Origin of the sequence: Bdellovibrio bacteriovorus HD100 (assembly GCF_000196175.1) — a bacterium.
Classification (GTDB): domain Bacteria; phylum Bdellovibrionota; class Bdellovibrionia; order Bdellovibrionales; family Bdellovibrionaceae; genus Bdellovibrio; species Bdellovibrio bacteriovorus.
Genome location: NC_005363.1, coordinates 3,665,958 through 3,686,071, shown reverse-complemented (window position 1 = coordinate 3,686,071; position 20,114 = coordinate 3,665,958). Strand labels below are relative to the sequence as shown.

Genomic DNA, 20,114 nt, shown 5'->3' with positions numbered 1-20,114 from the left:
GGTTACTCCCGGGCTTTCAGGGCCTCCGTCATGTTGAGCGATTTGACTTTGGAGTACAGAAATAATCCTGTCATAAGATAGCATAAAACCATAATAGCCACCGCCAGAGCGTAAGTTCTTGTGTCAACTACCAAGGGGAAGATGAAGGCATCCGTGTGAATCCACTTAGTGCTTAGATATGACAAGCCATAACCCAGTAGCAGGCCCGGAAATATCGACACCAGCACCTGCAGGCCCATCTGAAAGAAGAGAACCTGAAAGACCGCAGAAATTTCAAAGCCCAGAATTCGAAGGCTGGCCAGCTCCCAGGATTTTTCCGAAACATCGATTCGCACCATGTTGAACAAAACGGCTCCGGAGATCGTGACGGCGAACAACAAAAGGATGGCTGTAAAGGTCATGATCATTCCTGACAAAGTGGCCGTGAAGCTTTCAAAGACAAGGCGTTTAACACCCACGGTGATGACCTCGGGAAACTGCTTTAGTTTTATGTAAATTTGTTCTGCAAAAGCCGGATCAATTTTGACATAAGCTGTATTTATACTGGGGAACTCGGAAAGCCAGCGGGAAAGATCCTCCCGGCGCGCATAGATAGAGGAACCGACAATGTCCTCGACGAAACCGCCGACGGTGACAGTAAAGCCCGGACGGGTTTTGTCGGCGACCTCCAGGAACAGCCGGTCGCCGGTTTTCAGTCCGTACTTCTTTGCGTAGTACTGGCTGAGCAGCACCTGATTTTCCCTGGGCTGTATCACGACACCTTCCCGGTTCAGTATTCTTCGCAACGTCGAGATGCCGTCATAGGCCAGAACGGCGGTGTTTTTGTCGAGCTGCCTGAAGTGCAGCCGGACCGGTACGGTGCGGGCGCCTTCGACAATGTAGACTCCGGGAATCCTGGAAATTTCAGACAGCACCTCCATTCGGCGTGGATGCAGAAAACGAATTTCAAGATCCTCGCGGCTGATTTCAATAAACTGGCGCTGAATCACGAACTCGATAATGTCTGACCAGAAGCTGCCGTTGATAAGAATCGCTGTCGCTGCGGAAAGGCTCAGGATGGAAAGGGTCGACCTCCAGGGGCGGGCAAGGATGTTTCGGACCAGCATTTTAGTTTGTATGTGCATGGTTCTGGCAATTTTCCACTTTTCCATGAAGGTTCTGTTGTAGGAGGCGGGGGCCGGAGGACGCATGGCCTCGGCCGGATCCAGCTTGAATATTCTGGACAGGGAACTCGCAGTGGCCAGCCAGCCCGGCAACAGGGCCGCCAAAAGCCCCCAGAACAGCGCCTCTTGTGACAGGGAAAAGTCGATGTGAGGAAAGCGAAAGTAACGCTCATAAAGAACTGCATACCACTGGCCGATGCCGTAGGCGAAAGCAATTGCCGGCAGAAGGCCCAGAACAAGAATGACGGAAACAAGCTTCCAGTAATGAAAAGCCAGGACTCCTGAGCCGTAACCCAGAGACTTCAGGGTCGCAATCTGAATTCTTTGCAGGCCGATCAAACGGCTGATGATGGTATGAAGGATGAAAACGGCCACCGAAATGAAAATCGCGGGGATGATGGCGGACATGGATTTTTGCTGGCGAATCTCGTCTTCGACGAAAAGATGGCTGAGTTGGCGGCTGCGATCATAAGATCCCAGGCTGCCATAGGGCGACAGAATAAAGTCGATGCGGCGTTTGATGCTTTCAATGGGAACGTGGGGTGCTGTTTTGACAATCAGGCTGTTGAAGGCCCCCGTCATGTTGTTCAGGCGTGCAAGGTCCCTTTCAGGCAGCCATAAAACTCCATAGTGCAAATCATCGGGAAACATGGAAATCGGACTGAGTGCATAGACAAACTCGGGTGACAGTCCAATTCCGGAAACCTGAACGGTTTTTTTCTGCCCCCTGATCACGAGGCTGAAGGAATCACCGGGTTTCAGTTCATGGGCCTTGGCGAAGCTTTCGTGCACCAGCACTTCAAGCCGGTCCCCGGGCTCGGGAAATCTTCCCTGGCGCAGATAGATCCTGTTCAGGGTCTGTGTGGGTGAATACGAAACAACGTGCCCCAGGGCCGGTTCATTCTGATGGGCCAGATCAATCAGCACATCTTCGATCACCCGGGCCTCTGCAACCTGAACACCGGGAATATCGCGAATCTGATCTGCCAGGTGCCGTGGCGCGCGCACCAATTCTGTAAAGACATCGGCAAACTGATGATCCTGATAGTATTCCTGCTGGGCCCGTGCCAAGGAAAGATATGAACTCCACGAGGCCACCAATATGGCCACCCCACAGGAAACCAGCAGCGCCATCGAAAGGATCTGCAGGCGCAGAGTACTGATGTCACGAAGCAGCTTTCGCGAAAGAGACTTCACCACGTCACCTCGTTGATGGACACCTTGTGAGTGTTCCAGTCCTGTCGCAGGATTTTTCCGTCCCCTAAATGCAGGACACAATCAGCAATCCCGGCAATGGTGGAGTTGTGGGTGATGACCACAACCAGAGTGCCCAGTTCGCGGTGGACTTTGGCGATGGCTTCCAGAACCAGCTTTCCGGTTTGCAAATCAAGCGCCCCGGTGGGTTCGTCGCACAGAAGGACTTCCGGCCTTTTGGCTATGGCCCGGGCGATGGCGACGCGCTGTTGTTCTCCGCCGGAAAGTTGCGAGGGAAAAAAGTCTTTTCGGGCTGAAAGTCCCACCAGATCCAGGGCTTCGTCGCTGCTCATGGGATTCGTTGATATATCGGTGACCAGATCAATATTTTCCCGGGCCGAAAGATTCGGGATCAGATTATAGAACTGAAACACGAAGCCGACGTGATCCCGCCTGTAGGTGGTGAGTTCCTTCTGGCTGGCCTCTGATAAAGTGTGGTCTCTGAAATGAATTTCGCCAGAAGAAGGCCTGTCCAACCCACCCAGCAGATTCAGAAGTGTCGACTTGCCGCTGCCAGAGGGGCCAAGCAAAACGACGAAATGACCTGCGAAAAGTTCCAGATCGACTCCGCGCAGAGCCTCGATTGTCACTTCTCCCATCCGGTATTCTTTCTTCAGATTCCTGCAGAAGATGACAGGTGTCTGACTTTTCATAAACCTCCGGGCCGGACTGGGGGCTCCTGAGGGTGTGGGGCTTTTGCAGCGGAAAGGTTTTGGCTGAACCAGTTGGCGGCCAGCTCGATGACTTTTTCCATGGCGCCGGGCTCTTCAAACAAGTGGGTGGCGCCGGGGACGACTGCCATTTTGACTTTACCAATCTTTCTTTCTGCCATTGCATTGAGTTCGATCACCTGCGTGTCATTGCCGCCGACAATGAGCAGTGTTGGCGCAAGCACTTGTGAAAGGAACTCATCCGCCAGATCGGGTCGGCCTCCGCGGCTGACCACGGCAGAAATTGGGTGTGTCGACTGAGCGGCGGCGGTCAATGCGGCTCCGGCTCCGGTGCTGGCGCCGAAATATCCCAAGGGGGGAGTTTTTCCCTGATAGACTTCAACAACGGTGTCCGTGGCGCACAACAGACGGCGAGCGAGCAGTGCGATGTTGAAAACATTGCGACGGTCCTCGGCCTCACTGTCAGTCAGAAGATCAAAAAGCAAGGTGCTGAAACCCCGTTTGTTCAGTTCCGTGGCCACTTTCCTATTGCGGGGACTAAGGCGACTGCTGCCGCTGCCATGAGCGAACAAAATCAGGCCCTTGCTGTTTTTAACTCTGGTCAGATCTCCGGTGAGTTTTTTGGGGCCGTCGACAATGGTGATTTGTTCTGCGGTACTCTGGCTGGAAAACCGGGCCTCTCCAATCAGGCGGATCACCTCTTCGTCAGGCACCTGCTCGAACTGTTCATACCACATGCCCACGGCCATAAAGTCTGTGGGGGTGAGAGGGCAGATCACCGCATCGGCGATCTCTTTAATTCGCTGAACGGTTTCCAAGGCTCCGACGGGGGCGGCGACAACAATTTCGCGCGGGTTTTTTAGGCGCAAAAACTGAATGGCGGCCGTCAGTGTCGAGCCGGTGGCGATGCCGTCATCGACCAGAATGACAGTGCGGTTTTGGATGGGCTCTGCTTGTTTGGAGCCGCGAAATTTATGAAGCTGCTCGTGGATCTCGCGGATCTTCTGACTGGCGGCTTGTTTCAAGTAGCTCGAACTCAGGCTGAGGGCTTTGATCAGCCCTTCATCGAAGAGGGGCTTTCCATCTTCACTGACGGCGCCGACGGCCAGCTCCGGCTGGCGGGGAGCCCCGATTTTTTTAACCATGATAAGATCCAAAGGACAGTGCAGGGCCCTGGCCACTCCGAAGGCCACGGGCACGCCTCCGCGGGGAATCGCCAGCACAACGGGGTTGCTGTCTTTGTATTGTGAAAGATTCTGGGCCAGAACATGGCTGGCATGGTCTCGGTCTCTGTATCGTTCCATTGTTCCTCCGACATTCAAAGTGAGAATTCTATTGGGCTGTCCATCCTCCATCAGCAATCAGAGAGTGGCCGGTAACGAAGGAGGCTTTGTCTGAGTTCAGCCACAGAACGGTTTCGGCGATTTCCTGCGGAGTGCCCATTCTGCCAATAGGTGCTGCCTTGGCAAACTGTTCCGGATCCTGATGAAGGTGTTTCATGGCACGATCTAACATCGGGGTTTTGATAACTCCCGGGCAGACCGCATTCACCCGGATGTTCTTTTTGGCGTACTCCAGGGCGGCCGCCTTGGTGAGTCCTATCACACCGTGTTTGCTGGCGACATAAGGGGCAAGATTCTCAAAGCCCACAAGGCCGGCAATTGAGGAGCAGTTTACAATGGATCCACCCCCGGCTTTGGCCATGTGATAAAGCTGATACTTCATGCATAGCCAAACTCCGCGAAGATTGACGTTAAGAACTCCGTCCCAATTTTCATCAGTCACATCCTGCAAAAGACTGGAGTCCCCCTCCACACCGGCATTGTTGAAGGCGTAACGGATGTGACCAAATCGTTCGACGGCGGCAAAGAAGGTTCTGCTCACATCGCCGTCGATAGAAACATCGCAGACATAGGCATCAGCGGGGACATCCGAATTTTTGCGAATCAGCGCTATCGTTTCATTGGCGCCTTGTTCTGAAAAGTCGACGACGGCCACGGGAATTCCCGCCTGGGCATAGGCCATCGCGGTGGCGCGTCCGATGCCGGATCCAGCGCCGGTGATAAATGCAGCTCCTGTTTTCATTAGTCCTCCTCGTTGCGGATGGCAACCACCGGAACCGGTGAATTAAGAATCAAATCCCTTGCTGTGCTGCCGACGAAAGAGCTCAGGACTTTGTTGCGCCCCCGCGTCCCCATGACAACTAAATCCATCTTGGCCAAAAGACTTTTAAGCGAAGCTTCCAGACGCTCTTCTTTAACAAAAAGGTGGGATGTGGCCTTCAGACCTTTTTTTTGAAAGTCCCGTGTTTTGCGCTGCAGATCCCTTTGTGCATCCTCAGTCATTTGATTGAACATTCTTTCGATATCCAGCGGGACGTCACCGGCAGCCAGAAGGCTTTGGCGTATTCGTGAAATTTGCTCCCCCACACTATGAGCAATCAGCACGGGACATTTGAATTTGCTGCAGAAACTTATCAGAAAGCTCTCAGCGGCATCGCTGCTGTCACTGAAATCTGTCAGAAACAGCACTTTCATTTTTTCACTGATTTGCAGGACCTTACGCTTTTCCTGGGCCTTGGGGCCCAGCACAAGAACGGGGGTGGAGGTGTTGCGCAGGACTTCTTCCGCGACACTTCCCATGAGCAGCTTTTTTATGCCTTTTCTGCCTTGAGTGCCGATCAGCAGGAGTCTTGCTTCGTTGGCCAGGCGCACACTTTTTAATATTTCTTCCGCGGGGATTCCATAAAGGATGTTGATCTCTGCCGGGATTTTCTCTTTTCGGTACTTTTCTTCGACTGAACCTTTGATCGCATCGAAGTTCTCTTTGAGAATTTTGAACTGTTGTTTCTTAAACAACGGAATCTTGAGGTCGACAACGTAAAGATACTCGATCTTCAGACCCCATTTTCTTGCAATTTCAACGGAATTGTCGCGCAGAAGTCTGGAGCGCAGGCGCCCTTTGGCGGATCTTTCTGCCAAGTCATCGGCAATGAAAAGAAGATCTTCTGCCACGGGCATTCCTCCTTGTGACTGAACCCAGTTTCCAAAGAGGCGCTATTTTTGGGGAGTTACGAATCGTCCATATGCTGTTTTAAATGGATGAAATAAAGGCAGACCCTACCAAGATCCGGAAACAAAAAGCCCACAGTGTTTTTTGCTGTGGGCTTTTTGAAATATTTTATTTTACTTTCACCAGGCTGTTCACGCTGACGTTGTGAGTGCCTGAGTAGCCGTTCAAGGTGACTTGGGCGGTGCCGTTGCCAAACACGGAAATCACTTTGCCCGTGTAGGTGCGATCATAGACAATTCGGTCTCCGGCGCAAATACCCTTGGAGCAGGAAACAGCTTTTGTCAGGCTGGTTAAAGAGACCGTGTGAGTGCTGCTATAACCTTCGATGCGCACCATTGCCTGGCCATTGCTATAAACCTTAATGACCTTGGCCTTCATGGTGAAATCATACATCATTTGATCGCCCGCGCAGATGCCGCTGGCGCAGGTGATTTTCTTGCTTAGTGAACTGATCGCGACGGTGTGAGTTCCGTTATAGCCTTCAATTGTGACCAGGGCCTGTCTGTTGTTATAGACTTCAATGACCTTGGCTTCCATCGTGCGGTCGTACATCAGGGAGTCACCGGCACAGACGCCTTCAAGACAACGTGTTGGGCGGGAAATCTCTGAGATACTGATCATATGAGTGCCGGAATAACCTTCGATGGTCACCTGCACCTTGCCGTTGGAATATACCTTTAGAAGCTTGGCCTTGGTGGTGTTGTTGTACATCACAGAATCGCCGACACAAAGTTCACGCGAACACTGAATCGAACTGGCAAGTTCGGACAGGCTTACGATGTGCATTCCGGAATACCCGGCCAAGGTGACCTGAGCTTTGCCGTTGGTGAAGAGCTTTTTGATGGTAGCATCGTAGGAATTGCTATAGATCGCCTGACGGTTGATGCAGAAGTTCTGATGGCAGTCGACGGATTTGGCAATTTCACTCAAGCTCACGATGTGCAAACCGGAATAACCATCCAGCACCACGCGTGCTTTCCTGTTCGAGAATACCTCTTTGATTACGCCACTATAGCTATCGGAATACAAAATGTTGTATCCGCCGCACAGGCCATCCAGACACGCTGTTTGGGTGCCGATGTCCCGAATATCAAGATCGTGGGTTCCACTGTAACCATCCAGTGTGGCGCGAACTTTACCGCCGCCCAAAACCTGCGTGATGGTGCCGACGTAAGAGCCGGAATACACAATCTTTGTGCCTTTGGCGATGGCCTCAGGACGGCTGTTTGGAACAGACGGCAGAGCTTGAACCGGGGCCGGGTTGGTCGGAGCCGGAGGAGTCGCCGGAGTGGCAGCAACGGGTTCAATCACCTGTTGCAATGTCAGACGAGGAACCTCGGTGGCGCCGATGGCACGCAGGCGGACGTTCGCCGCCCCACCATAAGATTCAGCGACCAGTTCGATGGAAACCACACGGTCGGACAGATTCAGATTTTCTGACGTCAGTGACTCCCAAGTGGAAAGCACACGGCTGTCCTTGAATTCGCGCACGGAAACTTCCTGGCCACTTTCGGTGATCAGGGAGGCAGAGTGAATCTTCAGTTTGTGGGCTTCAATCACCATCTCAAGACGGTTCAGGATGGTTGAACGCTGCAGTTTGATCTTGTAAGTGGCGCCGCCGGATTTGCGCGACATCGAGGTGATGGTAAGTTCACCCTTGTATTCGGTTTGTACGGGCGCTGTGGGAGCTGCAGGCGTTGTTGTGGGTTGAGTCTGAGTCGTGTCTTCCGCCGGCGGGGCCGGAGGAGTTGCCGGTGCCGTGACAACGTCACCTTCGAATTCGCCCGGGAATGGCAAATCGACGATGATGTCAGCGCGAGCCGCATTGTGAGTTAGCGACAATAAGGCCATAAAAGCAGCCAAACCAGAACGTTTCATAAACTCTCCTAAATTGATCAACGCATAGCTTGTTACAAGAGGCGTTCCAGCAAAACAGGGGTCTGAAGCCATTCAGTGGCTGTTGACGACGGGGGACTGTCTTAAAAATTGACAGGGATCGGAAATGGTCAGTTTTGGAAATAAAAAACCCACGACATTTTTGCCGTGGGTTTTTCAAAGTTGAGTCTAAAAACTTAGAACTACTTTTTCAGCATGGATTGCATAGTCGTACCCATGTCCGCTGGGGAACGGGAGATTTTGCAACCAGCAGCTTCAAGCGCTTTGAACTTCGCTTCAGCTGTGCCTTTGCCACCACTGATGATCGCACCCGCGTGACCCATGCGTTTACCAGCAGGAGCCGCAGCACCCGCGATGAACGCAGTCACAGGTTTTTTGAAGTGAGCTTTGATGTATTCAGCAGCTTCTTCTTCAGCTGTACCACCGATTTCACCGATCATGATAACGCCGTCAGTGTCTGGATCTTCATTGAACAATTTCAAAACGTCGATGAAGTTTGTGCCATTCACCGGGTCACCGCCGATACCCACACAAGTGGATTGGCCGATACCCAGTGCTGTCAACTGACCCACAGCTTCGTAAGTCAATGTGCCGGAACGGGAAAGAACGCCGATACGGCCTGGTTTATGAATGTGGCCAGGCATGATCCCGATTTTGCATTCACCTGGAGTGATAACGCCCGGGCAGTTAGGACCTACCAAGCGAGTGCGTTTACCCTTCATGTATTCTTTCACTTTCACCATGTCCAAAACTGGAATGCCTTCAGTGATACAGATTACAAGATCCAGATCCGCATCAACGGCTTCCATGATGGAATCCGCTGCGAATGGAGGTGGAACGAAGATCACGGAAGCGTTGCAACCCGTGGCTGCTTTGGCTTCTTTCACAGTGTTGAACACCGGAAGACCGATGTGAGTTGTGCCCCCTTTACCCGGAGTCACACCACCAACCATTTTAGTTCCGTATGCCAATGCCTGCTCAGAGTGGAAAGTCCCTTGAGCACCAGTGAAACCTTGGCAGATTACTTTTGTGTTTTTGTTAATAAGAATTGCCATGTTCGCTTATCCTTTAATCGCAGCAACGATCTTTTTAGCTGCATCAGTCAGGTTGTCGGCTGGAGTGATGTTCAAACCAGATTCTTTCAACATCTTTTTACCCAATTCCACGTTTGTACCTTCAAGGCGAACAACCAATGGAACTTTCAGGCCCAATTCTTTGGACGCCGCGATCACACCTTCCGCGATGATGTCACATTTCATGATACCACCGAAGATGTTAACCAGGATCCCTTTTACGTTTTTGTCTTTCAGGATGATTTTGAACGCTTCAGTCACTTTCTCTTTGTTAGCGCCGCCGCCAACATCCAGGAAGTTTGCAGGCTCAGCACCGTGCAATTTGATGATGTCCAAAGTCGCCATCGCCAGACCCGCACCGTTCACAAGGCAGCCGATGTTACCATCAAGCTTGATGAACGCCAGGTCGAATTTGGAAGCTTCGATTTCAGACGGTTCTTCTTCGTTCAGGTCGCGCATCTCTACGATGTCTGGATGACGGAACAAAGAGTTGGAGTCGAAGTTCATTTTCGCATCCAAGCAAAGAACGTCGCCTTCTTTAGTCACAACCAATGGGTTGATTTCCGCGATAGAGCAGTCCGTAGCAACGAATGCGTTGTAAAGACCGGCGAAGAATTTCACCGCTTTGTTCACGATCGCTGGTTCCATACCAATTTGGAAAGCCAGTTCGCGAGCCTGGAACGGCATCAAGCCCACAGTTGGGTCGATGTCGACTTTTTTGATCGCGTCTGGATTGTGTTCAGCAACTTCCTCGATGTCCATACCACCTTCGGAAGATGCCATCATAGCCGCACGGCCTGTCGCACGGTCGATCAAGCAGGCAACATAGTATTCTTTTGCGATGTTGCAGCCTTGTTCGATGAAGACTTTTTGAACAACTTTGCCTTCAGGGCCTGTTTGGTGAGTCACCAAAGTCATGCCGATCATTTTCTTGGTGAATTCAGAAACCTCGTCCAGAGACTTGGCAACTTTAACACCGCCACCTTTACCGCGACCACCAGCGTGGATCTGGGCTTTTACAACCCAAACGCTTCCGCCGATTTCTTTTGCCGCAGCAACAGCTTCTTCAGGAGAGTGAGCAAGTTTGCCTTTCAGCGTAGCCACTCCGAACTTTCTCAAGACTTCTTTAGCCTGATACTCATGAATATTCATTTAATTACTCCTAAATTCCCACCTAAGGCATCACAGTTTGCAGAGCTAAAGACCCGCGGTCGTACCCATGCAAACTTTCAAAATAAGCAGAAAAAATAAAAACTTGCGTTCGATGACCCATTCAATATCAAATCGTATTTAGAGACAACAATTACCGCTGGGCGCAGAAGCCTGCAGAGAGAGAATCTGGACCGCATGAGCATCATCAGTCTGAAAGACGTGACCGTGGCCTTTGAAGATCTTGTTGTGCTGAAGTCCATCAATCTGGAAATTCAGGCGGGCGAATCATTCGTGATTGTCGGTCCCAGCGGGCAGGGTAAAACGACCTTGCTAAAGACCATGTCAGGCTTGGTAAGTCCTCGTAATGGCAAAGTATTTGTTGAACAAAAGGACTGGTCAACGCTAAGCAGCAAAGAGCGCCTGCCGCTGCTTAAAAAAGTCGGAATTCTGTTTCAGAAAAACGCGCTTTTTGATTCCCTGACCTGTGTTCAAAATATCAGCTTTCCGTTGCGTGAAACCACGGCTCTTTCGGACTGGGAAATAACAAAAAAAGCAGAGTATTTCTTGGATGCGGTCGGCATCCCTCATGCCCGTGATTTATATCCGGATGAAATCAGCGGTGGGATGCAAAAACGCCTGGGAATCGCTCGAGCATTAGCTCTGGATCCCGAGATCATTTTCTATGATGACCCAACGGCGGGTCTTGATCCGATCACTTCGCGCAAGATCATTGATCTGATCATGACGTTGAAAAAAGAAAAAGGCTCCACCGTTGTGGCGATCACCAACGACATGAATCGTGCGTTCCAAATGGCGGATCGAATCGGCATGGTGGTTGATCAGGAACTGTTGATCACCGGAACACCTGATGAAACCAAAAATCACACAGATCCACGCGTGCATCAATTCATTCGCGGATTGCTTGCGGGTCCACTCACCACAGCTAACGTCTAGTTTTATTCGCATTGACCGTATGTGAACACGCCTCTACCATGAGTCAGTGATTGAGTTCAAAAACCTCGTGAAAAGATTCGGTACAAGGACAGTACTCAACGGATTAAATCTAAAAATCCGCGAGGGCGAGATCATCTTTATTCTGGGGACATCCGGGACAGGAAAATCCGTTCTTCTGAAAAACATCGTAGGTCTTCTGACTCCGGATGAAGGAGAAATCTGGATTGACGAAGAAGAGGTCTCTAAATTTTCCGAAGAACAATATCTTCCGATTCGCAAAAAATGCGGCATGGTCTTTCAGCATCCAGCCCTTTTTGATTCCCTGACAATTTACGAAAATGTAGCCTTCGGGCTGCGCCGTCACTATCAACTGTCTGAAGAAGTCATTCAGGCGAAGGTTTCAAAAGCTCTGCGCCTGGTGAACTTGCACGGGGTGGAACAAAAACGTCCCGGACAGATTTCGTACGGCATGCAAAAGCGCGTGAGCCTGGCCAGAACTGTGGCTTTAGAGCCGCGCATTTTGCTGTTTGATGAACCCACCACAGGTTTGGATCCTGTCACCACCACGGCGGTGAACCAGTTGATATTGGATCTTTCCCGCGAATTGAAAACGACGTCTTTGGTCGTCAGCCACGATATGAACTGCGCGCTTTCCATTGCCGATCGCATTGTCGTACTGGACAAGGGAAATATCGTGGCTTTGGGCACCCCTGATGAATTGAAAAAATCTGATCAGCCGTTAGTAAAAGACTTCCTGGCGGAGGTTTTAGAGGCATGACCATGATCACATCACTCCTAGATCAGATGGGGGCCACCCTTTTATTCCTGCAAAGAATCCTGCGCACGATGATATTCAAGAAACTCAAAACTCATGAGATTTTTGAGCAGATCTGGAAGGTCACTGTCGACAGTTTCCCGACCACCGCGATGGCGGGTTTCTTTGTGGGCGCGATCATGACTGTGCAGTTTGCGATGCAGGTAAAAGAATTCGGTGCTTTGGGATACCTGGGGGCTTTGGCCACCAGTGCGACCTTCAGAGAAGTAGGCCCGCTTTTGATCGCCTTCATGCTGAGCGGAAAAGTCGGGGCGTTCACTTCCGCAGAACTGGGGACCATGAAGGTCACCGAACAAATCGATGCCGTCCGCTGCCTGGGGGCAGATCCGATTCAGGAAATCATCGTTCCACGATTTGTGGGCATCATCGTTTCAAGTTTCTTCCTGCTGGCGGCGGGTTTGATGATGTCCGTCTTTGGTGGAATGCTGTTGGGCGAACTGTTTGCCGGTGTGAACTATGAAGAATACCTGCGCCATGTTCCGCTGATTGTCAGTCCGGTATCAATCTTGAGCGGCCTTGTGAAATGCGGGACTTTTGCGGTGGTGCTGGCGACAATCTGCACTTATCAGGGTTATGCCACAACCGGCGGAGCCAAAGGTGTGGGCCGCGCGGTGGTGGCCACCGCCGTGACGACCATGATTTGTATTGTGGTGATGGACTGGATGACCAGTTTTATCGGGGACATTATTCTGACGATGGTGCGGGGGTTTAGGCCATGATCACATTGATCGCTGAAACCCTGACCGGGGTGTTCACTCCGCCTTTTCGTCGCAAGGAATTCTTCCAGCAGCTGCATTTTGTGGGCAATAAAAGCCTTTTTATCGTGGTTTTTTGTGTGTGTTTTGCCGCGATTGTCACGATCCTAGAGTCCTCTTTCCATATGAAGATGGTCATTCAGAATGACTCGATGGTCCCGGGTTTTGCCGCTGTTTTGATTCTGCGGGAACTGGGGGCGATCGTCACAGCGTTGCTTTTGAGCTCGCGCGTGGGTGCGGGATATGCCTCGGAAGTCGGTTCCATGCAGATCACTGAACAAGTCGATGCGCTGAAAATGCTGGGAATTGATCCGGTTAATTATCTGGTGGTTCCGCGTTTTTTGGCCTGCGTTCTGGGTGCCATGATGATCACGGTTGTTGCCAATATGGCTTGTATATTCTCTGCGATGGCGGTCAGTCAGTTCTATTTGGGTTACACGCCAGGGATGTTCCTGACCTCCATGCAGCGGTTTGTGGATTTTAAAGACCTGATCTTTGCAATGATCAAAGGCGCATGCTTCGGGGGAGTGATTCCTCTTGTGGCTTGTTACTTTGGATTTCGTTGTCAGCAAGGTGCCGAGGGCGTGGGTCGAGCGACAACAAACACGGTGGTCGTGTCTTCGATCGCAATTATTGTGATTGATTTTATTTTGTCCTATACTTTTAGTTATCTTTACTAGGGGAACGTATGAAGGTTGAAACCAAAGTGGGCCTGTTGGCTCTGGTCTCGGTAGTTCTGATTGTGGTCTTTGCCTACTTCATGGGATTCATTTCCCCGTTCTCCAATTCCAAAGAATTGAATGTCATGTACAACTATGCCGGCGGGATCGAAGAAGGCTCCCCGGTGCGGGTGATGGGTATCAAAGTGGGCAAAGTAAAGGCGATCACTTTTGATCCCGGATACAAAGCGCCTTCCGGTGAAGAAGTAAAACTTCGTCTGACGATCACGGTCGACAAAAAAGCCTGGACCAGTGTCCGGAAAGATTCCAAATTCTTCATCAACCTTGCCGGCGTGATTGGGGAAAAGTTTCTGGAAATCTCTCCAGGGTCTGTGGATTCCGGTGAATTTTCATCCGGCGACTATGTTCGTGGTGAAGATCCTCCGCGTGTGGATCAGTTGATCTCTCAAGGTTACGGTTTGGCCGGCAAAATCATCGAACTTGTGGAAAAAAATGAAGGTTCGGTCACCAATATGATCCAACAGCTGAACTCTTTGACGACAAACTTCAATAAAACGCTGGTTCTGCTGGATAAAACCACGAAGAATAAAGAAATGGCCAGACTGCTTGATAATGCGGTCAAAATCAGCGATGACATGGCATATTTGACAGACAAAATGAGATCGAAGAAAGCGGAAGAGACTTATGAACTGGTTCATAAGCTTCTTTTCAGGCTCGAACCGCTGGATGGTCCGGCTTTGAAGAAATTCTTCCAGCAAGAGGGTGTGAAAGCCCGCGTTTTCTAAGATCTCCTCGAGCACAGGGAGGTCCTCTATGTTGAAACTTTCTATCCGTCATGCGGTGTCCACCGTGGTGTTTTTTGCAGCCCTGCAAGCCCAAGCCACGGTGATTCTGGGTGCCGACTCCAACACCATCAACACCAAAGCACGCTCTATCGAAACTGAATATGCCCAAGGCATGCGCGATGAGCGACTGATGAACACTTATTCCTCCACACTGAGCATGCGCCAGCAGTTGAAAGTTGGCGCCGGCATGTCCGTGGGCGGAGCCCTGGGTGCCATGGGTTTTAATTTGGAATTGAACGTGGAAGATGCCGACGGTGCCATTGCCGGATTCGGCACGGGCCATGGTTACAACTCTTTCCAACTGGCGTGGAAACATGCTTTCGAGGGAGATTATCTGGCTCCTTATTTCACGGCCGGTTATTCCCGCTGGTATAATTCCAGCGGCAGCACGTCGGCTGCTAATCATTCCGGAATTCTGGACCGTGTTTTGACCACGGAAGAGAAAAAAACCGGCCGATTTGGCACAGATTTTGTGAATGCATCGTTTGGCCTGCAATATAATCAGCTTTCCGGCGACTTCCGAGGTGTCTCAGTTTATGCAGAACTGATGGCCATGACCGAAATTAAACGCGGCATGCTAGTTCCGACGGGTACCGTAGGCGCCCTCTACTACTTCTGATCGGTTGGTGAAAAGGGCCCATCCACTTCGTTGTCGGGCCTTTTACTTCTCTTCGACGTGCTTGGAGCACGCCTCCGTTTCGTAAAAAACCCTCCGCCTCGCGGCTGAACCCTTTTGACCAACCTCAAGCTTTTTGGGTTGGTCTTTTTTTTATACTGGCTCTCGCTTCGCGAATCGCGGGGCGCCTTGCTTTCGCAAGAGCGTTTTTTTGGATCTATTTTTAATCTGGAATTTTGTGTGAAATTGGAAAATTTGGATCGGCTTGAAAACCGCTCTGGTGGCGGGTTTTGGGCATAAAAAAACCCCAGAGTTGCCTCTGGGGTTCAAGAACTAAAAACTAGTTCCTAAGAAAGACTACTTCGCAGCTTTCTTAGTAGCTTTTTTAGTAGCTTTCTTAGCTACTTTTTTTGTAGCTTTTTTTGCTACTTTTTTAGTAGTTTTTTTAACTGCTTTTTTTGTAGCTTTTTTAGCTGCTTTCTTTGCCATGTGCTCCTCCTAGGATGCAAACGTTGTTGTTGTTTCTTAACTTACAAAACTTTACTTACTTAAGTTTTTCCTAATTCGACCACCGACGTCAACAAAAAATTTACCTTGCATATTTTTTGCGAGCAACCGGGTTCAAGGAGGTGCCCTTTGCTCATCGTTTTTTCGATTTCGCTGTTCGGACATGCGCTCGTTCACCGAATCTTTTCATCGGTGGCGCGGGATTTTGCATTCTCTCAACACTGGGTTCGATCTTTTTCGATCATGAACCTGGTTGTGATCTGCTTTCTCACCGTCGCAGCCTCGACACCCACCTTGCTCTGGCTTTTCATCGGCATTCTTTTAATAACTTTAAAGTTTTTTCCGGCAATTTTGCGTTTTTTCTTAATTCGGAGACTGCGAAGTGCGCTGATTCCGCTTCTTGATTGCATGATTCTGGGTTTGCAAACCGGAAAATCCTTCCGTGCTTCGTTCCTTTCGGCCGTTGAATCACAAAGTGGTTGGGTGCGTGTGCAGATGTTTGAAGTGTTACATTCGCTGCAGTTTACGGAATCGGGCATCGCCGTGAAATCCGCTCTGCTGGCGGATTTCCTGTCAGAGATGCGCACGATTGATCAGTCGCAAACCCGCTGTGTGGAGCAGGTGAAGGCCCTTCGCCGGCACTACAAAATGCTCGAAGATTTTCGACGTAGGTCCGGACAAGCAAGTCAGCAGATCAAGATGCAGGCGATAATTGTCACCGCTCTTTATCTCGCGCTTTTTGTCTTTGTAATTATGCAATTTGGATTTGAGAAGCACCGAAATCTGCTTTTTGGCTCCGGTTTGGTGTTCATCGCGGGCCTTGTTTTCATTTTTTATGTGGGTCGGAGGATGAAATGGACGGTGTAGCACCTCCGTTAAAGCTTTTATTGGAGGTTAAACGTGCGGTGGAGCGCGGGCAGTCGGTGCGTCAGGGTGTTTTATCTTATGTAAAGACCTCGCACGATGACTTTGTCCCCGTTGTGACCCAGTGGTTGGCGCTATTGCAGCAAGGGCAGGATCCAAAAGAGGCGTTGAAGGTAGTGCCCTCCCTGTATCGCCGCAGCCTTCTGCAGGTTCTGGAGCGCGGTTTGCGGGGCGAGGCCGTTTTTAATGTGCTGGTGCAGCTGGAAGCGGAACTGGTGCAGGCCTGTCAGGAGGAAATTTCAGAAAAGATAGCGCGGTTGCCGTTTATATTGCTGATCCCGCTTCTTTTGTTTCAGTTTCCGGCGTTTCTGCTGCTCCTTTTTGGTCCTCTTCTTCAAAATTTTTTTCACTCTTTGGGAGGGGGGTGATAGAGTGCCATCTGTTGGAGGATTCCTATGGCTCAGGCTGATAAAAAGCAGGTGGCACTTGAAAAACTGGTGGACGAGTTGATGAAAGATCAACCCAGTCGTCAGCTTGTTAAGCAGCTGACCAACGAGCTGGGAATGCCTTATTCTTTGGACCCTATGACTCAAATCAATACGGTTCTTCAATCCATGAATACGGTCTATCTTCGTTCCAACAGAAGAAAAGATCTAGAAGGTTAGCCTCATGTCACATATTTACGACTCCATTCTGGAGACCATCGGAAACACACCGATTGTCCGCCTTAAAAACGTTACCAAGGGTTCAAAACACCAGTTCTTTGCGAAAATCGAGTATTTCAATCCAGGTGGCAGCATCAAAGATCGCGTCGCTGTGGCGATGATTGAAGAGGCGGAAAAACGCGGCGATCTGAAGGCGGGTGGCACTATTGTCGAAGCCACTTCCGGCAATACCGGTGTCGGCCTGGCTTTGGCGGCGGCGGTTAAGGGTTATAAGTGCATTTTCGTGATGCCAGAAAAGATGAGTGAAGAAAAAAGAGCTATTTTGCGTGCCTATGGCGCCAAAGTTGTCATCACTCCGATGGTCGACCCTGAGCATCCGCTGAGTCACTATTCAGTGTCTCAGAAAATTGCAAAAGAAACTCCCGGAGCATTTCTAACGAACCAGTATCACAATCCTGACAACCCTCAGCGTCACTATCAAACCACGGGTCCAGAAATCTGGAAGCAGATGGATGGAAAAGTGGATGTTGTGGTCGGCGGGGCTGGCACTGGAGGCACACTTTCCGGGGTTGCTAAATACCTGAAAGAAATGAATCCAAACATCAAAGCAATCTGTGCAGATCCAATTGGAAGCATTCTGTATGATCTTTATTATCATAAGAAGATCGTGGATCCACCGGGCTCTTACAAAGTGGAAGGTGTCGGCGAAGATATGCTGCCGGACAACGTTCACTTGAATATTTATGATGGCTTTGAACGAGTGTCTGACCCGGAAGCTTTTACGATGACCCGTCGCCTGGTGGCGGAAGAAGGTCTTCTTGTGGGGCCTTCCAGTGCTTTGGCCCTGGTGGGTGCGATGAAAGCTGCGGAAAAGATCGAAAAGCCATCAAATATTGTGGTGGTTTTCCCGGACAGCGGACGAGCGTATCTGAGCAAGGCCTTCAATGATACATGGATGATTGAAAATGCTCTTCTGAAACCGGAAGAAGCGAAAAATGTCTTTAATCGCGTGGTGAATGCCGCCGATTTTCTGGCAGAACTGAATAAGTAGGTGATGAAATGAAAAAAATGAACGACAACCTTGGTTTTTCCACTCGTGCGATTCATGCCGGCCAAGCTCCGGATCCTTCCACGGGCGCCATCATGACGCCGGTTTATCTGACCTCGACTTACGTACAAGAATCTCCTGGTGTTCACAAAGGCTGGGAATATTCCCGCACGCACAATCCCACTCGTCACGCTTACGAAAGCTGCATGGCAAGTTTGGAGGGTGGCAAACATGGTTTTGCGTTTTCTTCCGGTTGCGCGGCAACGACAACTGTATTGCATCTTCTAAAAGGTGGCGATCATGTGATTGCCATGGATGACATGTACGGCGGCACCTTCCGTCTGTTTGACAAAATCCTTAAGCACGACGGCATGGAGTTTTCTTTCGTTGATCTGACGAAGGTTGAAAACTTTGAAAAAGCCGTAAAACCAAACACCAAGCTGGTATGGTTGGAAACTCCGACCAATCCGACTTTGAAACTGGTTGATATCAAAAAAATCGCAGCCATTGCCAAAGCCAAAGGCATTCTGGTAGCGGTTGATAACACGTTCATGAGCCCCTACTTCCAAAGACCTTTGGAGCTGGGTGCGGATATCGTGGTTCATTCTGCGACAAAATACATCGGCGGCCACAGTGATACGGTCGGCGGTATGGTCGTTGTATCCCGCGCGGATCTGGCAGAAAGAATGGCGTTCCTGAGCAACGGTATCGGGGCGACTCAAGGGGCGTTTGATTCCTTCATGTTCCTGAGAAGTTTGAAAACTTTGCCACTTCGTATGAAGGCCCATCAGGAAAACGCCATGGCGATTGCGAAGTTTTTGGAATCTCATCCAAAAGTGGACAAAGTCATCTATCCGGGTCTGGAAAGCCATCCTCAGCATGCTTTGGCGAAAGAACAAATGCATGGTTTCGGTGGGATGATCACTTTCTACATCAAAGGGGGCCTGGATTCGGCTCGTAAGTTCCTGGAAAACGTGAATGTCTTTTCATTGGCCGAGAGTTTGGGAGGGGTTGAGTCCCTGATCGAGCATCCGGCGATTATGACGCACGCCTCCGTTCCACCTGAAAACCGCAAGGCTTTGGGGATCGACGACACCCTGATCCGCCTTTCTGTAGGTGTAGAGGATCTGAACGACCTGATTGCCGACCTTAAAACTGCTTTTGATAAGGCTTAACTGTTGACATGCAGGGGGCCAATGGATAAACCTTTGGTCTCTTTGAACGCATAAGTTCCAGTGGCTTGGTAGCTCAGTTGGTAGAGCAGAGGACTGAAAATCCTTGTGTCGGCGGTTCAATTCCGTCTCAAGCCACCATTTTTCTTCAAAAGTTCAAAGCAACTAAACCCGCTGAATCAGCGGGTTTTTTCGTTTCAGGGGCCTGATATTCCAGGCGATTAAGTGAAATAAATCAGAAGACAAAGGTATTGCAGGGCGGTTCCGCCCATCACGCAGACGTGCCACACGCCGTGGCCGTGTTTGATGCGTTCGTCATTCAGGAAAAAGATCATGCCGATGCCATAGCTGATGAAGCCCGCGATGATCATCGCAAAACCCATCGGCGGAATCGCATCCATCAGGTATTTGATAAACGGGAAGATCGTCACGGCCATGGTGGAATACAAAAGCAGTGAAGGCAGACGGTTTTTCGGATTTAGAAGTTCCCAGAAAATCCCCACCACCGCTAAAGACCAGACGATTCCCAGAATCACCCAACCCAAAGTTCCGCGCAAAGCCAGCAGCGCATACGGCGTGTAACCGCCGGCGATTTTCAGATAGATGCCGATATAGTCTAAGCGGCGATATAGTTTTTTTCTTTCACCACGGGTGCCATGATAGATGGTTGAAATGCAGTAAAGACCGACAGTACAAACCGCATACACACCGAAGCTGAAGATTTTCCAGGTGTCATGTTTTGTGGCTGCAAGCCCAAGAAGCAGAGCACACCCGACCAGCGCCAGCAACGCTCCGATGGCGTGGGTGACGACGTTGAGTCTTTCTCCATGTTCGATCTTCTGAATCATTCCCTAAAACCTGCTGAATTAAACCTGTTCCGTATAAGTCCAGC

21 protein-coding genes and 1 tRNA gene are annotated in these 20,114 nt (G+C 50.3%); 12 read left to right on the top strand and 10 right to left on the bottom strand.

Annotated features, from left to right (window positions below):
• Window positions 1-2: 2 nt before the first annotated feature.
• The 8 genes from BD_RS17460 to sucC form a co-directional block, all read right to left on the bottom strand.
• Window positions 3-2,360, bottom strand: coding sequence for an ABC transporter permease (locus BD_RS17460; RefSeq protein ID WP_157865742.1), 2,358 nt, complete (start codon window positions 2,358-2,360; stop codon window positions 3-5).
• The gene (locus BD_RS17455) at window positions 2,357-3,070 is read right to left on the bottom strand and encodes an ABC transporter ATP-binding protein (protein ID WP_011166117.1); all 714 of its coding nucleotides are present in this window, start codon (window positions 3,068-3,070) and stop codon (window positions 2,357-2,359) included. Before BD_RS17455 ends, BD_RS17460 begins: the two co-directional genes overlap by 4 nt.
• Window positions 3,067-4,392, bottom strand: a complete 1,326-nt coding sequence (locus BD_RS17450) for a phosphoribosyltransferase (protein WP_011166116.1) — start codon at window positions 4,390-4,392, stop codon at window positions 3,067-3,069. Before BD_RS17450 ends, BD_RS17455 begins: the two co-directional genes overlap by 4 nt.
• A 28-nt stretch (window positions 4,393-4,420) precedes the next feature.
• Window positions 4,421-5,173 carry an SDR family oxidoreductase gene (locus tag BD_RS17445; RefSeq protein ID WP_011166115.1) on the bottom strand — a complete coding sequence of 251 codons (753 nt, stop codon included), beginning with the start codon at window positions 5,171-5,173 and terminating at the stop codon, window positions 4,421-4,423.
• Complete coding sequence (locus BD_RS17440) at window positions 5,173-6,102, bottom strand: universal stress protein (protein WP_158332728.1); 930 nt, start codon at window positions 6,100-6,102, stop codon at window positions 5,173-5,175. The genes BD_RS17445 and BD_RS17440 overlap by 1 nt, the downstream gene beginning before the upstream one ends.
• A gap of 166 nt (window positions 6,103-6,268) precedes the next feature.
• Window positions 6,269-8,038 (bottom strand): beta-sandwich domain-containing protein, encoded by a 1,770-nt coding sequence (locus tag BD_RS17435; protein WP_011166113.1) that lies wholly within the window; start codon window positions 8,036-8,038, stop codon window positions 6,269-6,271.
• A 200-nt stretch (window positions 8,039-8,238) separates the two neighbouring features.
• The gene (sucD, locus tag BD_RS17430; RefSeq protein WP_011166112.1) at window positions 8,239-9,111 is read right to left on the bottom strand and encodes a succinate--CoA ligase subunit alpha; all 873 of its coding nucleotides are present in this window, start codon (window positions 9,109-9,111) and stop codon (window positions 8,239-8,241) included.
• A 6-nt stretch (window positions 9,112-9,117) separates the two neighbouring features.
• Window positions 9,118-10,281 carry an ADP-forming succinate--CoA ligase subunit beta gene (sucC, locus tag BD_RS17425; RefSeq protein WP_011166111.1) on the bottom strand — a complete coding sequence of 388 codons (1,164 nt, stop codon included), beginning with the start codon at window positions 10,279-10,281 and terminating at the stop codon, window positions 9,118-9,120.
• 195 nt (window positions 10,282-10,476) lie between these two features.
• Between sucC and BD_RS17420 the strand changes: the two genes are divergently transcribed.
• From BD_RS17420 to BD_RS17395, 6 genes are read left to right on the top strand one after another with little or no spacing between them, the layout of a single operon-like run.
• A complete protein-coding gene (locus BD_RS17420) occupies window positions 10,477-11,235 on the top strand; it encodes an ABC transporter ATP-binding protein (protein ID WP_011166110.1) in 759 nt (252 codons plus the stop codon).
• Between the two features lie 46 nt (window positions 11,236-11,281).
• Window positions 11,282-12,013: an ABC transporter ATP-binding protein gene (locus BD_RS17415; protein WP_011166109.1), complete on the top strand. Its 732-nt coding sequence runs from the start codon at window positions 11,282-11,284 to the stop codon at window positions 12,011-12,013.
• Window positions 12,014-12,015: 2 nt separating this feature from the next.
• Window positions 12,016-12,789: an MlaE family ABC transporter permease gene (locus BD_RS17410; RefSeq protein ID WP_226987851.1), complete on the top strand. Its 774-nt coding sequence runs from the start codon at window positions 12,016-12,018 to the stop codon at window positions 12,787-12,789.
• The gene (locus tag BD_RS17405) at window positions 12,786-13,505 is read left to right on the top strand and encodes an MlaE family ABC transporter permease (protein ID WP_011166107.1); all 720 of its coding nucleotides are present in this window, start codon (window positions 12,786-12,788) and stop codon (window positions 13,503-13,505) included. Before BD_RS17410 ends, BD_RS17405 begins: the two co-directional genes overlap by 4 nt.
• Before the next feature lie 8 nt (window positions 13,506-13,513).
• Entirely contained in the window at window positions 13,514-14,290 is a 777-nt protein-coding gene (locus BD_RS17400; protein WP_011166106.1) for an MlaD family protein, read from the top strand.
• A gap of 28 nt (window positions 14,291-14,318) precedes the next feature.
• Complete coding sequence (locus tag BD_RS17395; protein WP_011166105.1) at window positions 14,319-14,969, top strand: hypothetical protein; 651 nt, start codon at window positions 14,319-14,321, stop codon at window positions 14,967-14,969.
• 354 nt (window positions 14,970-15,323) lie between these two features.
• Here BD_RS17395 and BD_RS18455 read toward each other — a convergent pair whose 3' ends face one another.
• Window positions 15,324-15,455, bottom strand: coding sequence for a hypothetical protein (locus BD_RS18455; protein WP_011166103.1), 132 nt, complete (start codon window positions 15,453-15,455; stop codon window positions 15,324-15,326).
• Window positions 15,456-15,602: 147 nt separating this feature from the next.
• Between BD_RS18455 and BD_RS18225 the strand changes: the two genes are divergently transcribed.
• The 6 genes from BD_RS18225 (at window position 15,603) to BD_RS17355 (ending at window position 19,363) form a co-directional block, all read left to right on the top strand.
• Window positions 15,603-16,340 carry a hypothetical protein gene (locus BD_RS18225; protein ID WP_157865741.1) on the top strand — a complete coding sequence of 246 codons (738 nt, stop codon included), beginning with the start codon at window positions 15,603-15,605 and terminating at the stop codon, window positions 16,338-16,340.
• Complete coding sequence (locus BD_RS17375) at window positions 16,328-16,765, top strand: hypothetical protein (protein ID WP_011166101.1); 438 nt, start codon at window positions 16,328-16,330, stop codon at window positions 16,763-16,765. The genes BD_RS18225 and BD_RS17375 overlap by 13 nt, the downstream gene beginning before the upstream one ends.
• A 27-nt stretch (window positions 16,766-16,792) precedes the next feature.
• Complete coding sequence (locus tag BD_RS17370) at window positions 16,793-17,002, top strand: hypothetical protein (protein WP_011166100.1); 210 nt, start codon at window positions 16,793-16,795, stop codon at window positions 17,000-17,002.
• A 4-nt stretch (window positions 17,003-17,006) separates the two neighbouring features.
• Window positions 17,007-18,053, top strand: coding sequence for a PLP-dependent cysteine synthase family protein (locus tag BD_RS17365; protein ID WP_011166099.1), 1,047 nt, complete (start codon window positions 17,007-17,009; stop codon window positions 18,051-18,053).
• An 8-nt stretch (window positions 18,054-18,061) separates the two neighbouring features.
• Window positions 18,062-19,225 (top strand): cystathionine gamma-synthase, encoded by a 1,164-nt coding sequence (locus BD_RS17360; RefSeq protein ID WP_011166098.1) that lies wholly within the window; start codon window positions 18,062-18,064, stop codon window positions 19,223-19,225.
• 62 nt (window positions 19,226-19,287) lie between these two features.
• Window positions 19,288-19,363: transfer RNA gene (locus BD_RS17355), tRNA-Phe, on the top strand.
• Window positions 19,364-19,443: 80 nt separating this feature from the next.
• Here BD_RS17355 and trhA read toward each other — a convergent pair.
• Window positions 19,444-20,070, bottom strand: coding sequence for a PAQR family membrane homeostasis protein TrhA (trhA, locus tag BD_RS17350; protein WP_011166097.1), 627 nt, complete (start codon window positions 20,068-20,070; stop codon window positions 19,444-19,446).
• Window positions 20,071-20,114: the final 44 nt, after the last annotated feature.